13 protein-coding genes and 1 pseudogene are annotated in these 16,403 nt (G+C 66.2%); 11 read left to right on the forward strand and 3 right to left on the reverse strand.

The window, feature by feature from the left end:
- Window positions 1–45: 45 nt before the first annotated feature.
- From MSM1_RS05905 to MSM1_RS05915, 3 genes are all read left to right on the forward strand, one after another.
- Window positions 46–2,193 carry an elongation factor G-like protein EF-G2 gene (locus tag MSM1_RS05905; RefSeq protein WP_213440614.1) on the forward strand — a complete coding sequence of 716 codons (2,148 nt, stop codon included), beginning with the start codon at window positions 46–48 and terminating at the stop codon, window positions 2,191–2,193.
- A 70-nt stretch (window positions 2,194–2,263) separates the two neighbouring features.
- On the forward strand, window positions 2,264–2,752 hold the full coding sequence (locus tag MSM1_RS05910) for a DUF2231 domain-containing protein (protein WP_213440615.1): 489 nt from the start codon (window positions 2,264–2,266) through the stop codon (window positions 2,750–2,752).
- 210 nt (window positions 2,753–2,962) lie between these two features.
- Entirely contained in the window at window positions 2,963–3,439 is a 477-nt protein-coding gene (locus MSM1_RS05915; RefSeq protein ID WP_236054761.1) for a hypothetical protein, read from the forward strand.
- A gap of 277 nt (window positions 3,440–3,716) precedes the next feature.
- Here MSM1_RS05915 and MSM1_RS05920 read toward each other — a convergent pair whose 3' ends face one another.
- The gene (locus MSM1_RS05920; protein WP_213440616.1) at window positions 3,717–4,016 is read right to left on the reverse strand and encodes a hypothetical protein; all 300 of its coding nucleotides are present in this window, start codon (window positions 4,014–4,016) and stop codon (window positions 3,717–3,719) included.
- A gap of 316 nt (window positions 4,017–4,332) precedes the next feature.
- Between MSM1_RS05920 and MSM1_RS05925 the strand changes: the two genes are divergently transcribed.
- The gene (locus MSM1_RS05925; protein WP_213440617.1) at window positions 4,333–5,949 is read left to right on the forward strand and encodes a hypothetical protein; all 1,617 of its coding nucleotides are present in this window, start codon (window positions 4,333–4,335) and stop codon (window positions 5,947–5,949) included.
- A 69-nt stretch (window positions 5,950–6,018) separates the two neighbouring features.
- On the opposite strand, the gene MSM1_RS22400 is transcribed toward MSM1_RS05925, so the two are convergent.
- Both MSM1_RS22400 and MSM1_RS05935 read right to left on the reverse strand, forming a co-directional pair.
- Window positions 6,019–7,410, reverse strand: a complete 1,392-nt coding sequence (locus tag MSM1_RS22400) for a PPE family protein (protein WP_213440618.1) — start codon at window positions 7,408–7,410, stop codon at window positions 6,019–6,021.
- 17 nt (window positions 7,411–7,427) lie between these two features.
- Window positions 7,428–7,739 carry a PE family protein gene (locus tag MSM1_RS05935; RefSeq protein WP_213440619.1) on the reverse strand — a complete coding sequence of 104 codons (312 nt, stop codon included), beginning with the start codon at window positions 7,737–7,739 and terminating at the stop codon, window positions 7,428–7,430.
- A gap of 727 nt (window positions 7,740–8,466) precedes the next feature.
- On the opposite strand from MSM1_RS05935, the gene MSM1_RS05940 reads away from it, so the two are divergent.
- The 7 genes and pseudogenes from MSM1_RS05940 (at window position 8,467) to MSM1_RS05970 (ending at window position 16,401) form a co-directional block, all read left to right on the forward strand.
- Window positions 8,467–10,944, forward strand: coding sequence for a heavy metal translocating P-type ATPase (locus MSM1_RS05940; protein ID WP_213440620.1), 2,478 nt, complete (start codon window positions 8,467–8,469; stop codon window positions 10,942–10,944).
- Window positions 10,945–11,364: 420 nt separating this feature from the next.
- On the forward strand, window positions 11,365–11,679 hold the full coding sequence (locus MSM1_RS05945) for a metal-sensitive transcriptional regulator (RefSeq protein ID WP_213440621.1): 315 nt from the start codon (window positions 11,365–11,367) through the stop codon (window positions 11,677–11,679).
- A gap of 602 nt (window positions 11,680–12,281) precedes the next feature.
- The gene (locus tag MSM1_RS05950) at window positions 12,282–12,872 is read left to right on the forward strand and encodes an IS607 family transposase (RefSeq protein ID WP_213440622.1); all 591 of its coding nucleotides are present in this window, start codon (window positions 12,282–12,284) and stop codon (window positions 12,870–12,872) included.
- Between the two features lies 1 nt (window position 12,873).
- The gene (gene tnpB, locus MSM1_RS05955; RefSeq protein WP_213440623.1) at window positions 12,874–14,253 is read left to right on the forward strand and encodes an IS607 family element RNA-guided endonuclease TnpB; all 1,380 of its coding nucleotides are present in this window, start codon (window positions 12,874–12,876) and stop codon (window positions 14,251–14,253) included.
- A 47-nt stretch (window positions 14,254–14,300) separates the two neighbouring features.
- Window positions 14,301–14,564: an SHOCT domain-containing protein gene (locus MSM1_RS05960; RefSeq protein ID WP_213441496.1), complete on the forward strand. Its 264-nt coding sequence runs from the start codon at window positions 14,301–14,303 to the stop codon at window positions 14,562–14,564.
- A 110-nt stretch (window positions 14,565–14,674) separates the two neighbouring features.
- Window positions 14,675–15,427 carry a L,D-transpeptidase family protein gene (locus MSM1_RS05965; protein WP_213440624.1) on the forward strand — a complete coding sequence of 251 codons (753 nt, stop codon included), beginning with the start codon at window positions 14,675–14,677 and terminating at the stop codon, window positions 15,425–15,427.
- Between the two features lie 109 nt (window positions 15,428–15,536).
- Window positions 15,537–16,401 (forward strand): annotated as a pseudogene (locus tag MSM1_RS05970) (NADP-dependent oxidoreductase).
- Window positions 16,402–16,403: the final 2 nt, after the last annotated feature.

Genomic DNA, 16,403 nt, shown 5'->3' on the forward strand with positions numbered 1-16,403 from the left:
GCACCCGGCAAGCGAAACTACGCAGGGTAGAAGGAGAGGAACCCCATGGCAGACAAGACGACTAATTCCCAGGGCGGCAAAGGCGCTCCCGCCGCAGAGAGTCCTGCCGCTATTCGCAATGTGGTGTTGGTGGGACCATCGGCCGGCGGCAAGACCACCCTTGTCGAGGCCCTGCTGGTCGCTGCCGGCGTGTTGAGTCGGCCCGGCTCTATCGTGGATGGCACCACAGTCTGCGACTACGAGGAGGTGGAGATCCGGCAGCAGCGGTCGGTCGGTCTAGCCGTGGCGCCGCTGGTGCATGACGGCGTCAAGGTCAACCTGATCGACACGCCCGGATACGCCGACTTCGTGGGCGAGCTGCGGGCGGGGTTGCGAGCCGCAGACTGTGCCCTTTTCGTGATCGCGGCGAACGAAGGCGTCGACGAGCCCACCAAGTCCCTCTGGCAAGAGTGCAGCCAGGTCGGCATGCCGCGCGCCGTGGTGATCACCAAACTCGACCACCCCCGGGCGAACTACCAGAACGCGCTTTCTTCCGCCCAGGAAGCGTTCGGCGACAAGGTTTTACCGCTTTATCTGCCCGCCGGCGACGGGCTGATCGGACTGCTGTCACAGACACAGTACGAGTACGCCGGGGGCACCCGGACCGCGCACTCACCGGACGCGTCATACGCCGATCAGATCGAAGAGGCCCGTGGGACATTGATCGAGGGGATCATCGAGGAGTCTGAAGATGAGTCGCTCATGGAGCGCTATCTGAGCGGTGAAAAGATTGACGAGTCGGTCCTGATCAAGGATCTGGAGACGGCGGTTGCCCGGGGGTGCTTCTTCCCGGTGATCCCGGCGTGCAGCACCACCGGTGTCGGCACGCTGGAACTGCTGGAGATCGCCACCAGAGCATTCCCCCCTCCGCTGGAACACCCACTGCCGGAGGTCTTTACGCCCAACGGCGCGCCGCGCACCAACCTTAAATGCGATGTGGACGCGCCGCTGCTCGCAGAGGTGGTGAAAACGACGTCAGACCCTTATGTCGGCAGAATCAGCCTGGTCCGGGTGTTCTCCGGGACTATCAGGCCCGACACCACGGTTCATGTGTCGGGTCATTTTGCATCCTTTTTCGCGCCGGCCGCGGGCGCCGCGGGCAGCCACGCCGACCACGACGAGGATGAGCGCATCGGTATCCTTACCTACCCGCTCGGCAAGCAGCAACGGCCGGCCGCCGCCGTCGTGGCGGGTGACATCTGCGCAATCGGCCGGCTCAGCAACGCCGAGACCGGGGATACGCTGTCCGACAAATCCGACCCTCTCGTGCTTAAACCGTGGACGATGCCCGAACCGCTGCTGCCGGTGGCGGTGCAGGCGCACGCGAAGGTCGACGAGGACAAGCTCTCGGTCGGGTTGGGACGGCTGGCCGCCGAAGACCCGACCCTGCGGATTGAGCAGAACCAGGAGACCCACCAGGTGGTGCTCTGGTGCATGGGCGAGGCCCATGCCGCTGTGGTGCTCGACGCGCTGGCCAACCGGTACGGGGTCACCGTGGACACCGTGGAGCTCCGGGTGCCCCTTCGGGAAACGTTCGCCGGCAAGGCAAAAGGCCACGGCCGCCATATCAAGCAGTCCGGCGGGCATGGCCAGTACGGCGTCTGCGACATCGAAGTCGAGCCGCTGCCGGAAGGCTCGGGATTCGAGTTCGTCGACAAGGTGGTCGGCGGTGCGGTGCCACGGCAGTTCATCCCCAGCGTGGAGAAGGGCGTTCGCGCGCAGATGGAAAAAGGGGTGCTCGCCGGTTATCCGGTGGTCGACATTCGTGTCACCCTGTTCGATGGCAAGGCCCACAGCGTGGACTCCTCAGACTTCGCGTTCCAGATGGCCGGCGCGCTGGCATTGAAGGAGGCCGCGGCGGCCACCAAGGTGATCTTGCTCGAGCCGATCGACGAGATCTCGGTGCTGGTGCCCGATGACCTGGTCGGCGCGGTGATGAGCGACCTGTCCGGTCGTCGCGGACGTGTTCTCGGTACCGACACCGCCGGACATGAGCGCACGGTGGTCAAAGCCGAAGTGCCACAGATTGAGCTCACCCGCTATGCGATCGACTTGCGTTCGCTGTCGCACGGCGCGGCATCCTTTACCCGATCGTTCGCTCGCTACGAACCCATGCCTGAGTCCGCTGCCGCCCGGGTGAAATCCACCGCCTAGCGGCGCGTCGGGCCATCCGGCTGCGACAGGCGGCCGACGCCGCCGCTCGATCGGTGACCAAGGAGGATCCTTGTCGACACTGCATGGGCTACCCGCCCACATCCTGCTGAACCATTTCATCATCGTTTTGGCCCCACTGACCGCGCTCCTGGTGATCATCTGCGCGTTGTGGCCGGCGGCCCGCCGGCGACTGGTCTGGGCCGTTTTGGCACTGGCCACGGTCACGCTTTTCTTGACTCCGCTCACCACCAGTGCAGGTTGGTGGTTGCAGGAGCGAGTCCCCCAGTCGCCCGCTGTGGATGCCCACACGGCACTCGGCAACACCACGATCTACTTCTCCGCTGCGTTGATGGCCGCGGCCGTCCTGCTGGGCTTGACTCACCTGTACCAGGAGCGCGGCCACACTGTTAAACCCGTCGTGCAGCTGCTGATCACCGTACTGCTGCTCACTGCCGCCATAGCCGTGACGATCCAGGTCTACCGCATCGGCTTCTCGGGTGCGAGAGCCGTCTGGGGACTTCCCGGGCCGCACAATGCGCCTGGCACACAACATGCATAATGCGCACGGCACAATGCACGGGCGCAGGTCGCTACGCTTCCCCCCAGCGATCGGTCTTGCGACCGGTCGGCTTCCGGCCTGTTTTTCTTCGCTGTCGGCCGACGAAATCCCCGCCGCGCCCTCGGGGTCGCTGTCGCCGGGGAATAACTACCCCGATCATTGGGACCAAAGACACTGTGCGCAGCTCGACGGCAAAGGCATCATCTCCCCATGACCGAAACACCCCGACCCAACACGGGAACGACCAAAGACTCACGTGCCGGCGCTGCGGTGCCGCGAAATGACCGAACCAGCCGGCTGAACCAGGTGTTGGCCTGGGTGGGAATCGTCGCCGGTGTCGCCTTTGTTGTCGCGCTGATTTTCTTTTCCGGGTTCTTCGTTTGCGCGTATTCGCATCGCGGCCCAGGTGCACCCATGGACTATCGCCACCAGATGGGACCCGGCGGCATGATGGGGCCCGGGGGCATGGGGCCCGGCGGCATGGGGCCCGGCGGCATGGGGCCCGGCGGCATGGGGCCCGGGGGCATGGGGCCCGGCGGCATGGGACCCGGCGGCATGGGACCCGGCGGCATGGGACCCGGCGGCATGGGGCCCGGCGGCATGGGACCCGGCGGCATGGGACCCGGCGGCATGGGACCCGGTCATCGGTCGCCGACAACCATGGCCCCGAGCACACCTCGCCCGTAACCTGTCCGCAAGGGTGTGTCGGTAAAGGGTGATTCCGGCGCCTGTGGCGGACACCGCAAACCTGTCAAACCCGAACAGCGCGGCTACAATCCAACCGGTAGCCCGCCTAACCCCTGCTTCTCACCCAAGGTGCCCTGACAATCCTGTGACCTTGGCCGTGATCACCGCGCGTGCGAGCCCCAGGCCCACGAGCGCCTCATTTCAGCGCCGCCGCGACATGTCGCCCAAGCCCCCTGAGGTTCGTGCAGAAAAGCCAGTTTGGCTTCACACTCGTCGATCACGGCATGTGATGGGCGCCCCAGGGCATACATTTAGGCGGCGTTGTCAGGACCAATTTCGTCACCGGTGGACATTCGTAGTGGTGCTGCGGCACTCCATCCACACAGAGGTCGTACGCATTCGAGTTGTCGGGATCCGCCACGTAATTGATCCCCGCGATGTCCGGGCAGCTGAAATTGACATCCTGAGGCGCGCGCGCCGGCTGCGCGCGCGCCGCGTCCGGACCCACAACGGCCACCCACCCGAGACCGGCGACGGCGATCCCGATCGCGGTCACCTGGATAACCTTGGCGAGCATGAGCATTCCTAACTTTCTGTAGCCGTCGGGCTTACCGGAGCCGTCGGGCTTACTGGTATTCGACGCCGCGAGGGGATGGTTCGACGAGGGTCATTCGGCCCGACGTGATCGCCGAAAGTCAGCTGTGACTACCGAAGTCGGATAAGCCCTAAGCCGGGCTTCGCCCCATCCCGACGGGCATGTTGTCTGGTGGCGCTTTGGGGGCTCCGACCCGGGCGGGATGAAGACCCTGGTCGATTGGTGTCGATCGGGTGTATGAACCGCATAACGCGGTTGGTAGGCCAATGCTGGCCGCCCGTCCGAACCGGAGCCCATCATGACCGTAGCGCGCAGTGCCGGTGATGTCTTGTCCGAACACACGCTGTTCGAGGTCGAGTCCATCGACCGGGTGTATCTGAACGTGTGGATGCCACGGCTGGCCTATGGCGGCGGGGTTCAGGGCTTCTTCGTCGGCCACCGGGGCCACCACTACGCCTCCACTGCGTTGAGGGATCCGATGACGAAGGCGTTCGTCGCCGATATCCACGGTTTCGTTGCTGCGCGGGGCCTGGAGGTGGTGTCGTTCGGCAAGGAACGCAAAGACGATTTGGCCCAGCGGTTCCTGGCCCGGTTCACCGATCCGGAAGGGGTCCTGTTCGTGGGCCGGGCCCAGGAGAAGGCACTGGTCTGGCGTACTCAGCGCCGCTACAGCCGCGACGGTTCTTCCTACGCATGGCTCGTGCGATCCACCGCGTTCGTCAACCACTTCTATTTCTACTGCGTCGATGAGGACTTCGGCCCGTTCTTCATCAAGTTCTGCACCTACTTCCCCTACACCGCCAAGTTGTGCATCAACGGAAACGAATGGGCTAAACGCCAGGCCGCCAAGGCGGGGATCGCATTCGAAGCCCTCGACAACGGGTTCGCCTCGGTCGCCGACGTCGACCGGCTGCAGGCGATCTGCGACAGTCTTGGCCCCGACCAGATCGACGCGCTGCTACGTAAATGGCTGCGGATCCTGCCCAACCCATTCACCGATGAGGACATCACCGCCGGCTACCGCTACGAATTGTCGATTCTGCAGGCCGAATTCTCGCTGACCCAAATGCTGGACCGCCCGGTGTCGGGCCGGATCTTCTTCGAGCAGGTCATCCGCGACAATCTCGACATCGGCCGACCCGACCATGTCTCGTTGATCTTCAACCGCCGCATCGTGGGCAGCGGCAAACGCAAGACCCCGGGCCAGTTTCGCACCCGGGTGATCACCGACGGTGTCGTCCCGTCACTGCACGTGGACTACAAGACCAGCAAAGTCAAGCAATACCAGAAAGAAGGGAGAGCGCTGCGCACCGAAACCACCATCAACAATCCCCGCGACTTCGGTATCTGCAAACGGCTGACCAGCCTGCCCGACCTGCGGCAGCTCGGCTTTTCGGCCAACCGGCGCCTGCTCGGCGTCCAAACCATCAGCCACGACCCGATCCGCGGCGCCAAAACATTCACCGACCTGACCACACCAGTCTTCACCGACTCCGGTACCCGCATACCCGGGCTGCGTTTCGGTGACATCCGAGTACACGCCCTGCTGCAGGTTTTGCTCGTCCACCGGCTCCTGGTCCACGGCTTCACCAGCCGTGACCTGCGCACCCTGATCGCGCCCCTGCTCGGCAAGACCGCCGAACACATCACCGCCGGCCAGATGACCTACGACCTGCGACGCCTGCGCGCCCACGGCCTCATCCAACGCGTCCCCCACACCCGCCGCTACACCGTCACCGCAACCGGACTGCAACACGCATTCTTATTCACCCGCGTCCACGACCACCTGCTGCGCGCCGGACTCGCCCAGGTCAGCGACCCCAGCCCACCGCGAAAATCCAAGCTGCACAACGCCTCCCGCGCATATCAAGCCGCCATCGACGAACTCACCCGACAGGCCCTACACGCCGCCTGAGCATTCGCGACTCGTTCGCCATACTTGACTCAATATTCACGGCGAGGACGCCTAAGCTAGCTAAGGCGTTTAGCGGCCGAAAAGGCGGCGCTTCTCCTCGCTGAATTCCTCGTCGGTTAAAATCCCCGAGTCGCGAAGTGCGGCTAGTTCACGCAGGAGTGCGGCGCGTTCGCGTAGCTCGGCCGTGATCCCCGTCGCCGCGCCGCTCGCCGAGTGCTTGGGCGCTTCTAGGGTGCCACGGGCAATCGCCGTCGTCAGCGGCGCCGCGCGTTCGCCGGCGGCCGTGTGGAACCGCTGCCGCCGGGGGCCGACGGTGCCGGCAATCGCACGCCCGGCCATGCTCGCCACCGCCAGCTCGCCGACCAAGCTCGCCTGACTACCCGCGACGACCTCCGCCGCGGCACTCAGGCTGGCGACGGGCAGCGCCACCGCGACGGGGCGAATCGCCGGGACCGCCACGGCCCAGCCCATCGGCACCGACAACCCCCCGATCGAGGCCGCCTCCCCCATGCCTGCCGACACCGCCGAGCGCACCGCTCCCAGCTGACCCAATCGTTCCATAATTTGACCCTCCACGCGGGTGATTTGACCCAGTGTGCCGCCGATTAAATCGTGAGTGTCGACAATTTCGCTGTGCGAGGCAAGAATTCTTGCGTCGGCCTCCGATGCTGACCCCCAGGCCCCCGACGTCGTCCCGATGTCAGCCGACGCCAGGCCCGCACCCGCGTAGCCCGCAAGGTCCAGGCCCTGCAGGATTCCGGTGAGTCCTGCCGCGGACGATGTGACCACCGGCGTCGACTGCAAGGGAGATGCAAGCCCTTGCAGGGCCACGGGCACCGCGGCGGGCAGTTGCGACAGCACCGTCTGCGTGGTTGACGCTACCGAAGTGCCGCTGGCCTGGGTGACCGTAGCGGCTTGGCCGGCCAGTCCCCCCGGATTGGTGGTGCTAGCGGGCGGGTCGAAGGGTGTCAGCGTGGCCGCCGACGCCGATGAGGCCGCATAGCCGTACATGGCGGCGGCGTCCTGGGCCCACATCTCGGCGTACTGTGCCTCGGTAGGCGCGATCGCCGGGGTGTTTTGCCCGAGAACGTTTGTCGCCACCAGGGCCATCAGCACGCTGCGATTGGCAGCGATCACCGGTGGGGGCACCGTCGACATGAATGCCGTCTCATAGGCGGCCGCCGCCGCTTTGGCCTGGGCGGCGGTCTGCTCGGCCCGCGCGGCGGTGGCGGAAAGCCACACCACGTAGGGCGCTGCCGCGGCCGTCATCGACGCCGATGACGGGCCCAGCCAAGACCCGGCAGTTAGTCCCGAGATCGCCGATTCATATGATGCCGCAGCCGAATACAGCTCGGCAGCCAGCCCATCCCAGGCCGCCGCGGCGGCCAGCATCGGCCCCGAGCCCGGACCCGCATACATGCGCGCGGAGTTGATCTCCGGTGGTAATGTCGCAAAATCCATTGCCGCACCCCACCTCACTAACCGACGGCGCTCGCATTGGCGGACTCGGTGAGCGCGTACGAATCGGCGCTGACGCCCAGGGTGGTCACAAACAGTTCGTGAACCGCCGAGGCTTGGGTGCTGGCCACCCTGTACATGCGTGCGTGCGCAGCGAATTGAGCTGCAGTCAGCGCTGACACCTCGTCCGCGGCCGCCGGCATCACCCCGGTCGTCGGGGCTGCCGCAGCCGCATTCGCCGCGGTGACCGCAGAACCGATATCGCTTAAATTGCTCGCGGTCGCTGCCAGCTGTTCCGGTCGTGTCGTCACAAAAGACTCACAAAACGACATTGGCTTCTCCTTACGGTAAACAGAATTGATGCGCGACTGAATCGCCGTTTGCCCAAGTGCGGTTAAGCAACGGCTGCACCGACGCCGCCGCTGTCTCCCCTCGAAAACACCTCTAGCCGTTGCCCGCATGATCTGCGGCCTGGCCGGACGTATGTCGCGTAATCTGGCTGGGTAACGGGATCTGTTGGCAGGTAAAGTATTCCGTTCCCCTGGGGGTGCTCGGCATTGCCCGGCACGTCCACGGCTGCGACGCTGAGCTCTTCGTGTTCTTCGCGGTGAGCTTCTTTGATCCGCGCACGACGCGGTACCTGGCCAGGGGAAGGCCGCATTGCCGAACGGCAGATACACGTGCGCGCCAAGACATGAAAGGCTGTGCCTGCGCGGCGTCGGGGCGGTAATTGGTCGATTACGCGGTGAAAGGCCGTTCATCTCAGCTACCTCTCGCCTGCGCGCAGGGTGGCGACCTGCACTGTCACTGACTGCCACAGCTGCGGGTAACGGCGTCTTGTTCGCCATCCGGCAACCCCGCCGTTACCCCCAGGGGGTATATTATCGGTTGCCGGTGACACGTGCCCCTCGTTTGGGGATATTGGCGTGCAACCGCGACCTGCCGGTCGCAGACGGATGGAATAACCGCTCTGTGGCTGGCATCCTGAACATCCTCGCAACACGGCGGTTGAGCACCTGGCCGGTAGCGAGATGAGTGCGTAGCGATGAGGAGGGTGCGATGTCCAGCGCCGACGTTGTCGTCCCGATGAGCGCGGCCCTGGCCATTGCCGTGCTGGCGTGGTTTTTCTTCGCTCCGCGCCGCGGCCGCGCCGCCGCGGTCACCGACGGGGTGCAGCGTGTCCACATCACCGTGCTGGGTGGCTACAGCCCCAATGTCGTCGAGGTCCGTCAGGGCGTTCCGGTGGAAATCGAGTTCGACCGAAAGGAAAGCGGGGACTGCACGTCCCGGGTGGTTTTTCCGGACCTGCAGTTATCGGCGGCCCTACCGGCGCGCCAGCGCACGCGGGTACGGTTCACCCCTCCACGGGCGGGGTCGTTCGAATTTGCGTGCGGCATGAACATGACTCACGGCACGCTCGTCGTCGCCCCCAACGGCGCGGCCACCTCGCCACCCGAACGAGAGCAGCACATCATCCCTGGCGTGCGGCCGGCGTCAGCGGAGATCGCCGCCGAGCCGGGCGCGGCCGAGACCGAAGCCGCCGAGACCGCGGAACGGCGGGCCGAGATCACCGACCTGACACGCCGGGTGCTGATCGGTGCGCTGCTCACCATTCCGGTGCTGTACGCGGTGATGGCCCAACCACTGGGCGGTCGCTGGGTGCCCGCCGTGCTGCTCAACCACTGGCTGCAGCTGGCGCTGATCACGCCGGTGATGGTCTACGTGGGTTGGCCGATCCATCGCAGCGGCTGGCTCGCTTTGGCTCATCGCAGCGCGGATATGAACAGCCTGATCACCCTGGGCACCGTCGCGGCCTACGGCTACAGCCTGCTGGTGACGGTCGCCGCTTCGGCCCTGCCCGCCGGACTACGCAATGTGTATTTCGAAGCCGTCGGGGCGATCCTCACCTTGATCATGGCGGGCCGGCTACTGGAAGCCCGGGCCAAGGCCGGCACCGGTGAAGCCATTCGCGCCCTGCTGGGCCTGCAGGCACGCACGGCCCGCGTCGTGCGCCGGGGCGCCGAAACCGAGGTCCCCGTCGACGAGGTCGTGGTCGGCGACGAGATCCACATCCGCCCCGGCGAGAAAATCCCGGTCGACGCCATCGTGTTGTCCGGTCAGTCCGCGGTGGATGAATCCATGGTGACCGGCGAACCGATGCCCGTCATCAAACACGCCGGCGACACCGTCATCGGCGCGACCGTCAACACCACCGGCTCGTTGCGGGTACGCGCGGGCAAGGTGGGCGCGGACACCCTGCTGGCGCAGATCATTCGCATGGTCCAGCAGGCTCAGGCGTCGCGGGCGCCGATCCAGCGGCTGGCCGACGCGGTCTCGGCGTATTTCGTGCCGGCGGTGATCGCCATCGCTATCGCCACTTTCGCGATCTGGTTCGTCGCCGGCCCGGCACCCGCGTTGACGCCGGCGCTGGTGTCGTCGGTTGCGGTGCTGATCATCGCCTGCCCGTGCGCGCTGGGCCTGGCCACCCCGCTGTCGATCATGGTCGGCACCGGAAAGGGTGCGCGCGCAGGCATTCTGATCCGCTCGGCACAAGCTCTGGAAACCGCGCACCGGCTCGACACCATCGTGCTGGACAAGACCGGCACCATCACCGCCGGCAAACCGGTGCTCACCGGGGTGCACGCGAACGGGACGCTGCCGGAGAACGAGCTTCTAGCGCTGGTCGCCGGGGCCGAAGCCGACAGCGAGCATCCGCTGGCCGCCGCCGTGGTCGCCGGGGCCCGCAGCCGCGGCATCGGTGTTCCTGCGGCCACCGACTTCGACTCGATCACCGGCAAGGGAGTCCGGGCCGCGGTCGCGGGCCACACCATGCTCGTGGGGACCGTGGCACTGTTGGCCGACAACGGCATCGACACCGAGGAACTCGAGCGAATCGGCGTCGACCTCGCGAGCACGGGCAAAACCCCGATCCTCGCCGCTGCCGACGATCAACCGGCCGGGGTGCTCGCCGTTGCCGACACCGTCAAGGACGACTCGGCCGCGGCGATCGCCGCCCTGCGCAAGCTGGGCCTGCGGGTCGTGATGATCACCGGGGACAACGCCCGCACCGCCGCGGCGATAGCCCGCCAGGTCGGCGTCGAGGGGGTGCTCGCCGAGGTTCTGCCCGAGCACAAAGCGGGCGCGATCCGCCGGCTGCAAGCCGAGGGACGCCGGGTCGGCATGGTGGGCGACGGCATCAACGACGCACCTGCCCTCGCCCAAGCCGATGTCGGGTTTGCCATCGGGACCGGCACCGACGTCGCCATCGAAGCCGCCGACATCACGCTGATCTCCGGGTCGCTGGCCGGGGTGGTCACCGCGATCCGGCTCTCCCGCGCCACCATGCGCAATATCCGGCAGAACCTGTTTTTTGCCCTGATCTACAACGCCATCGGCATCCCCGTTGCGGCCGGGGCGCTGTACCCCCTGCTGGGGCTGCGGCTCTCACCGATGATCGCGGCCGCCGCGATGGCCCTGTCCTCGCTGTCGGTGGTCGGCAACGCCAACCGCCTGCACCGCTATCATAGCGAACCGTAACCCGCGGCCGCGCCGTCGATGATAGCGCCGTGGGTGAAAACGCCTGGCGCCCAAAGTGAGTCAATCGCTTATCGGGAGTAAGGCATTGGCGTTTTTGGTGATTGCGCCGGGCCGGCACCAGCCCGGCACCTCTCGGCACTCATCGTTGGTGGGCGCCACGCCGGCGGCCTCCGGTGACGCACATCGCTTCACCTACCCCCGTAGGGTAGCTAGCTATAGTGGTTACATGCCGCCCACCGTGACTCGAGGTTCCGCCGTCTCGGGGCACCCATGCCCGGAGATGCCGGGGCGGCGACCGACGATCTGCCACCCGGGCGCCATCGCGACGGCCGCGGCCGGGATCGGCGACGCCGACAACCACAAACGCGTCGGTGGGCGACGGGAATGTCGCCCCTCAGCAGGAAGGCAGGGTCCAGCCCGATGACGAAGACGCTGGAGCACCAGGGGCACGCCACCTACGGATATGTCGCGCACAAGGACAGCTACGCTAAGCGGCTGAGCAAAATCGAGGGTCAGGTCCGCGGCATCGCGAAGATGATCGAAGAAGACAAGTACTGCATCGACGTTCTCACCCAGATCAGCGCCGCCAGCAGCGCGTTACGGTCGGTGGCGTTAAACCTGCTCGACGAGCACCTTGATCACTGCGTGAGCCACGCGCTCGCCGAAGGCGGCAAGGAGGCCGAGGTGAAGCTCGCCGAGGCCTCGGCGGCTATCGCACGTCTGGTGCGCTCCTGACCGCTGCCGCCCACCGAGCCGACACAGGTGAGCACTCGTCGCGAAAACCCGCCAGCGGCGAGGACGGGCGGCCGACGGGTCAACGCGTGGACGGGGGTATCGAACGCGTGGACGGTGCTATCGGTTGACGTATATACCCTACCCGGGTATCGTAACTATCCGGTGCTGGGTTGGTGAGCACCTTGACAGGAAGGATGACGGATGAAAGAGACCGGGAGCTGTCACTGTAAATCTACTGGCTGCCAGTGCGCCGACCACGCGTGCACCCAGGCACCCGGCTGCAAGTGCGGTCATGCCGAGTGCCGGTGCGGCGACTGACCCCCTCAAGCCAGGGCCTCGATTCGCATCGAGGCCCTGGCTTTTTCGGCTTTTTCGCGGCGTGGCCCACGGCAGCCCAAACGGTTGCGCCGATACCGCCCGCGGGGGCCGTCAGAAGAAGGGACCGCCGCCCGATACTCCCCGCCCGATATGCGCCGTCCGCCAAAGACATGCGGTTACACAGCGGGCTGCACTCGTGTGCACGAAAATATTCGACAGGGGTTGTCAACTGTTGCGGCGTGGGTGGTCGGTAGTTGTCGGTGGTGTGCTGTAGGAACAGGGGTATGAATCTTGCGGTGTGGGCTGAGCGCAACGGTGTTGCGCGGGTGGCCGCGTATCGCTGGTTTAGCGCCGGGCTGCTGCCGGTGCCCGCCCGGCGAGTGGGTCGGCTGAATCTGGTGGGTGAGCCGACCGGCGAGGCTGGCCGAAGATCACGCACGACCGTGTACGCGCGCGGCTCCTGGGCTGATCAGAAGGCTGATTGGGATCGGCAGGTGGCGCGGGTGACCGCGCGGGCCACGGCAAAACAGATCCCGGTCGACACGGTGGTGACCGGGGTTGGTTTCGCGCTCAACGGGCACCGCCGGAAGTTTCTCGCCGTACTGGGTGACCCGACGGTGAGTCGGATCGTGGTCGAGCGCCGGGATCGGTTCTGCCGGTTCGGCTCGGAGTACGTGCAGGCGGCGCTGGGCGCCCAGGGCCGTGAGCTGGTGGTGGTCGATTCCGCTGAAGTCGATGACGACCCGGTGGGCGATATGAGCGAGATCCTCACCAGTATGTGCGCTCGGTTGTATGGCAAACGCGCTGCGCAGAACAGGGCCAAGCGTGCGCTTGCTGCTGCGGCAGCGGCGTCCGACGAGGTGGAGGTGGCCTGAGATGCCGCGTTTCGAGGTGCCCGACGGCTGGTGTGTGCAGGCGTTGTGTTTCACCCTGGACCCGAACGGGGGCCAGGCCCGCGCGCTGGCGCGCCATTTCGGGGCCCGCCGCAAGGCCTACAACTGGGCCGTCGCCACGCTGAAAGCCGATATCCGGGCGTGGCACGCCGCCGGTGTCAAGACCGCGAAGCCCTCGCTGCCGGTGCTGCGGAAACGCTGGAATCAGGTCAAAGACGAGGTGTGCGTCAACGCCGAGACGGGCCAGCCGTGGTGGAGTGAGTGCTCCAAAGAGGCCTACGCGGGCGGGATCGCCGCCGCGGTGGACGCCTACTGGAACTGGCAGAGCTCCCGATCGGGCAAACGCGACGGCAAGCCGATGGGCTTCCCCCGGTTGAAGAAGAAAAGACGCGACGCCGACCGCGTGACATTCACCACCGGGGTGATGCGCGTCGAACCCGACCGCCGGCATGTCGCCTTGCCGGTGATCGGCACCGTCCGCACCCATGAGAGCACCCGCCGCATCGAGCGACTCATCGCCAAGGGCCGCGCGCGGGTGCTGGCGATCAGCGTGCGGCGCGACGGCGCCCGACTCGACGCGAGCGTGCGGGTGCTGGTGCAGCGGCCGATTCAGCCCGGCGTGGCGCTGCCCGAGTCGCGGGTCGGTGTCGACGTCGGGGTGCGCCGGCTGGCGAGCGTGGCCACCGCCGGCGGCGGCGTGATCGAACAGGTGGCTAACCCGCGCCCGCTTGAGGCGGCGCTGCGCGAATTACGGCGGGTGTCGCGGGCCCGTTCACGCTGTGTGAAAGGCTCCCGCCGGTATCGGGAGCGCACCACGCAGATGTCTCGGCTGTATCGCCGGGTCAACGATGCCCGCACCCATCACCTGCACGCTCTGACAACACGATTGGCCAAAACCCACGGCCGGGTCGTGCTGGAGGGATTAGACGCCGCCGGGATGCTGCGGCAAAAGGGCCTGCCGGGGGCTCGCGCCCGGCGGCGGGGACTCTCCGATGCCGCCCTGGGCACCCCGCGGCGGCACCTGGCCTACAAAACGGGCTGGTACGGGTCACGGCTGGTGGTCGCTGACCGCTGGTTCCCGTCGTCGAAAAAATGCCATGCCTGCGGGCATGTCCAGGACATCGGATGGGACGAAAAGTGGCAATGTGCCACGTGTTTGGCGGTCCATCAGCGCGATGACAACGCCGCGATCAACCTCGCGCGCTACGAGGAAACCATTAGCGTCGTCGGCCCAGTTGGGGCCGCCGTCAAGCGTGGAGCCGACCGTAAGACCCGGCCTGGCCGGGCAGGTGGCCGTGAAGCGCGGAAGGGACGCGGCCGCAAGGCCGCCGAACAACCCCGAGACGGGGTGCAAGTCGCGTGACCACTAAAGATCACTCACTTGCAACGGTATGAAAGGATGCGCCGATGATGTATGACGGGGACGGCTGGATGTGGGATGGTGGCGGCTGGGGAGGCTGGATCGTGATGGCCATCGTCATGGTGTTGTTCTTGACGGCGGTGATCGCCGCCGTTGCTCTCGCGATCCGTTATTTGGGGAGTTCACCTCCCTCCGAACAGCCCGGCTACGGGCTCTCACGCGCGGAGGAGGTGCTCGCCGAACGCTTCGCTCGCGGTGAGGTCGACGAAGAAGAATACCGGCGGCGCATGGCGGCGCTTCGCGAACACCGCTAAGCGCGAGGCACTACCACCACCGCCGACCGACCTAAGTTTCGCTATCGCCTCGCCGGTGGGACAAGTCAGGGACGGGCAGGCCTACACACGATGCGGAAGGGGTGAACGTCATGCTCAGAGCAGCCAGGTCGCTAGTCGTCCCCGCAGGGATCATCGCGATGGCCGTGGCGCTATCAACCGGGCCAAGCTCGGCGGCCGTTGCGACCCCCAACGCGGTTCCCGGCGTTGCCTCGATTCAGCCAGCGGGCGGCGAGGTGGTTGGTGTCGCGCATCCGGTCATCGTCACCTTCAGTCGTAAAGTCACCGATCGCACCGCCGCCGAACGGACCATCAAGATCATTTCTCCCAGCGTGCCCGGGCGCTTCACCTGGATGGCCGATAATGCCGTGCAATGGGCTCCGGTGGGATACTGGCCCGCCCATACGAAGGTGACCGTGCGGGTGCACGGCTTCTCCACCGGCTTCGAAACCGGCGACGTGGTGAAGGCCGTTGCCAGCATCTCTGCGCACACGTTCACCGTCAGCATCAACGACGAGGTCGTCCGCACAATGCCGGCATCGATGGGCAAGCCCAGTCGTCCTACGCCGGTCGGTCATTTCAGCGCGTTGTCCAAAGAGCGGACCGTCACGTTCGATTCGCGAACCATCGGCATCCCGCTCAGTTCTCCTGAGGGCTACCTGATCCAGGGTCAGTACGCCGTCCGGGTCACCTGGAGCGGCGTGTACGTGCACTCGGCCCCGTGGTCGGTGGACTCGCAGGGCTACGCGAACGTCAGTCACGGCTGCATCAATCTCAGCCCGGACAACGCCGCCTGGTATTTCGACGCCGTGCATGTCGGTGATCCGATCATCGTGGAGAGCTAGGAGCCACGAGTTGGGCGATGGCCGCGAACCACTTGAGTCGGGAAAAGCACGCGCGGTACGTTTCGACCGCTACGGGGGGCGTGATGTGTTGTACGTGACCGACATTGACATGCCGTCGCCTGACCCCGGCGAAGTGCTCGTCGAGGTTCGTGCCGCCGGGATCAACCCGGGCGAGGCTGCTATCCGCGTCGGCGTGCTGCACGAGATGTTCCCGATTACGTTTCCGTCCGGCGAGGGCATTGACCTCGCCGGCGTGGTGACCGCGGTCGGGCCTGAAGTGACCGAGTTCTCGGTCGGCGACGAGGTCATGGGGTTCAGCTTGCGCCGATCCAGCCACGCCACCCACACCGTCGTTCCAGTCGGCCAGCTGATCCGCAAGTCTCCCCAGTTGAGTTGGGAAGTCGCGGGCTCGCTCTACGTCGTCGGCGTGACCGCATACGCCGCCGTGGCGGGCGGTGTCGCCGCAACCGGGCGAGACGGTAGCAGTCTCGGCGGCCGCGGGCGGGGTCGGCAGCCTTGTGGTCCAATTGCTGGTCCGCCACAAGGCGCGGGTGCTCGGTATCGCATCGGAGCGCAACTTCGATTGGTTGCGAGCCCACGGTGTCACCCCGGTGCCCTACGGTGACGGGCTGGCCACGCGACTGAGGGAGGCCGCGCCCAACGGAATCGACGCTTTCATCGACTTGTTCGGCCCCCAGTACGTGCAGCTCGCCGTGGACCTCGGCGTGGCGCCCGAGCGGATCAACACCATCATCGCGTTTCAGAAAGCTGCAGAAGTCGGCGCCAAGACCGAAGGCAGGGCCGAAGCGTCAACCCCGCAGGTGCTGGGTGAAATGGCCGAGCTGGTCGCCAGCGGTGCCATTGATTTCGACGTCGCCGCAACCTACTCCCTCGACCGGGTCGCGGACGCTTTCGAACAACTCGAAAAGCGGCACACCCACGGCACAATCGTTCTGCTACCGCAAGCGTGGTAGGG

This window comes from Mycobacterium sp. SM1, from assembly GCF_018361265.1.
Taxonomy (GTDB): domain Bacteria; phylum Actinomycetota; class Actinomycetes; order Mycobacteriales; family Mycobacteriaceae; genus Mycobacterium.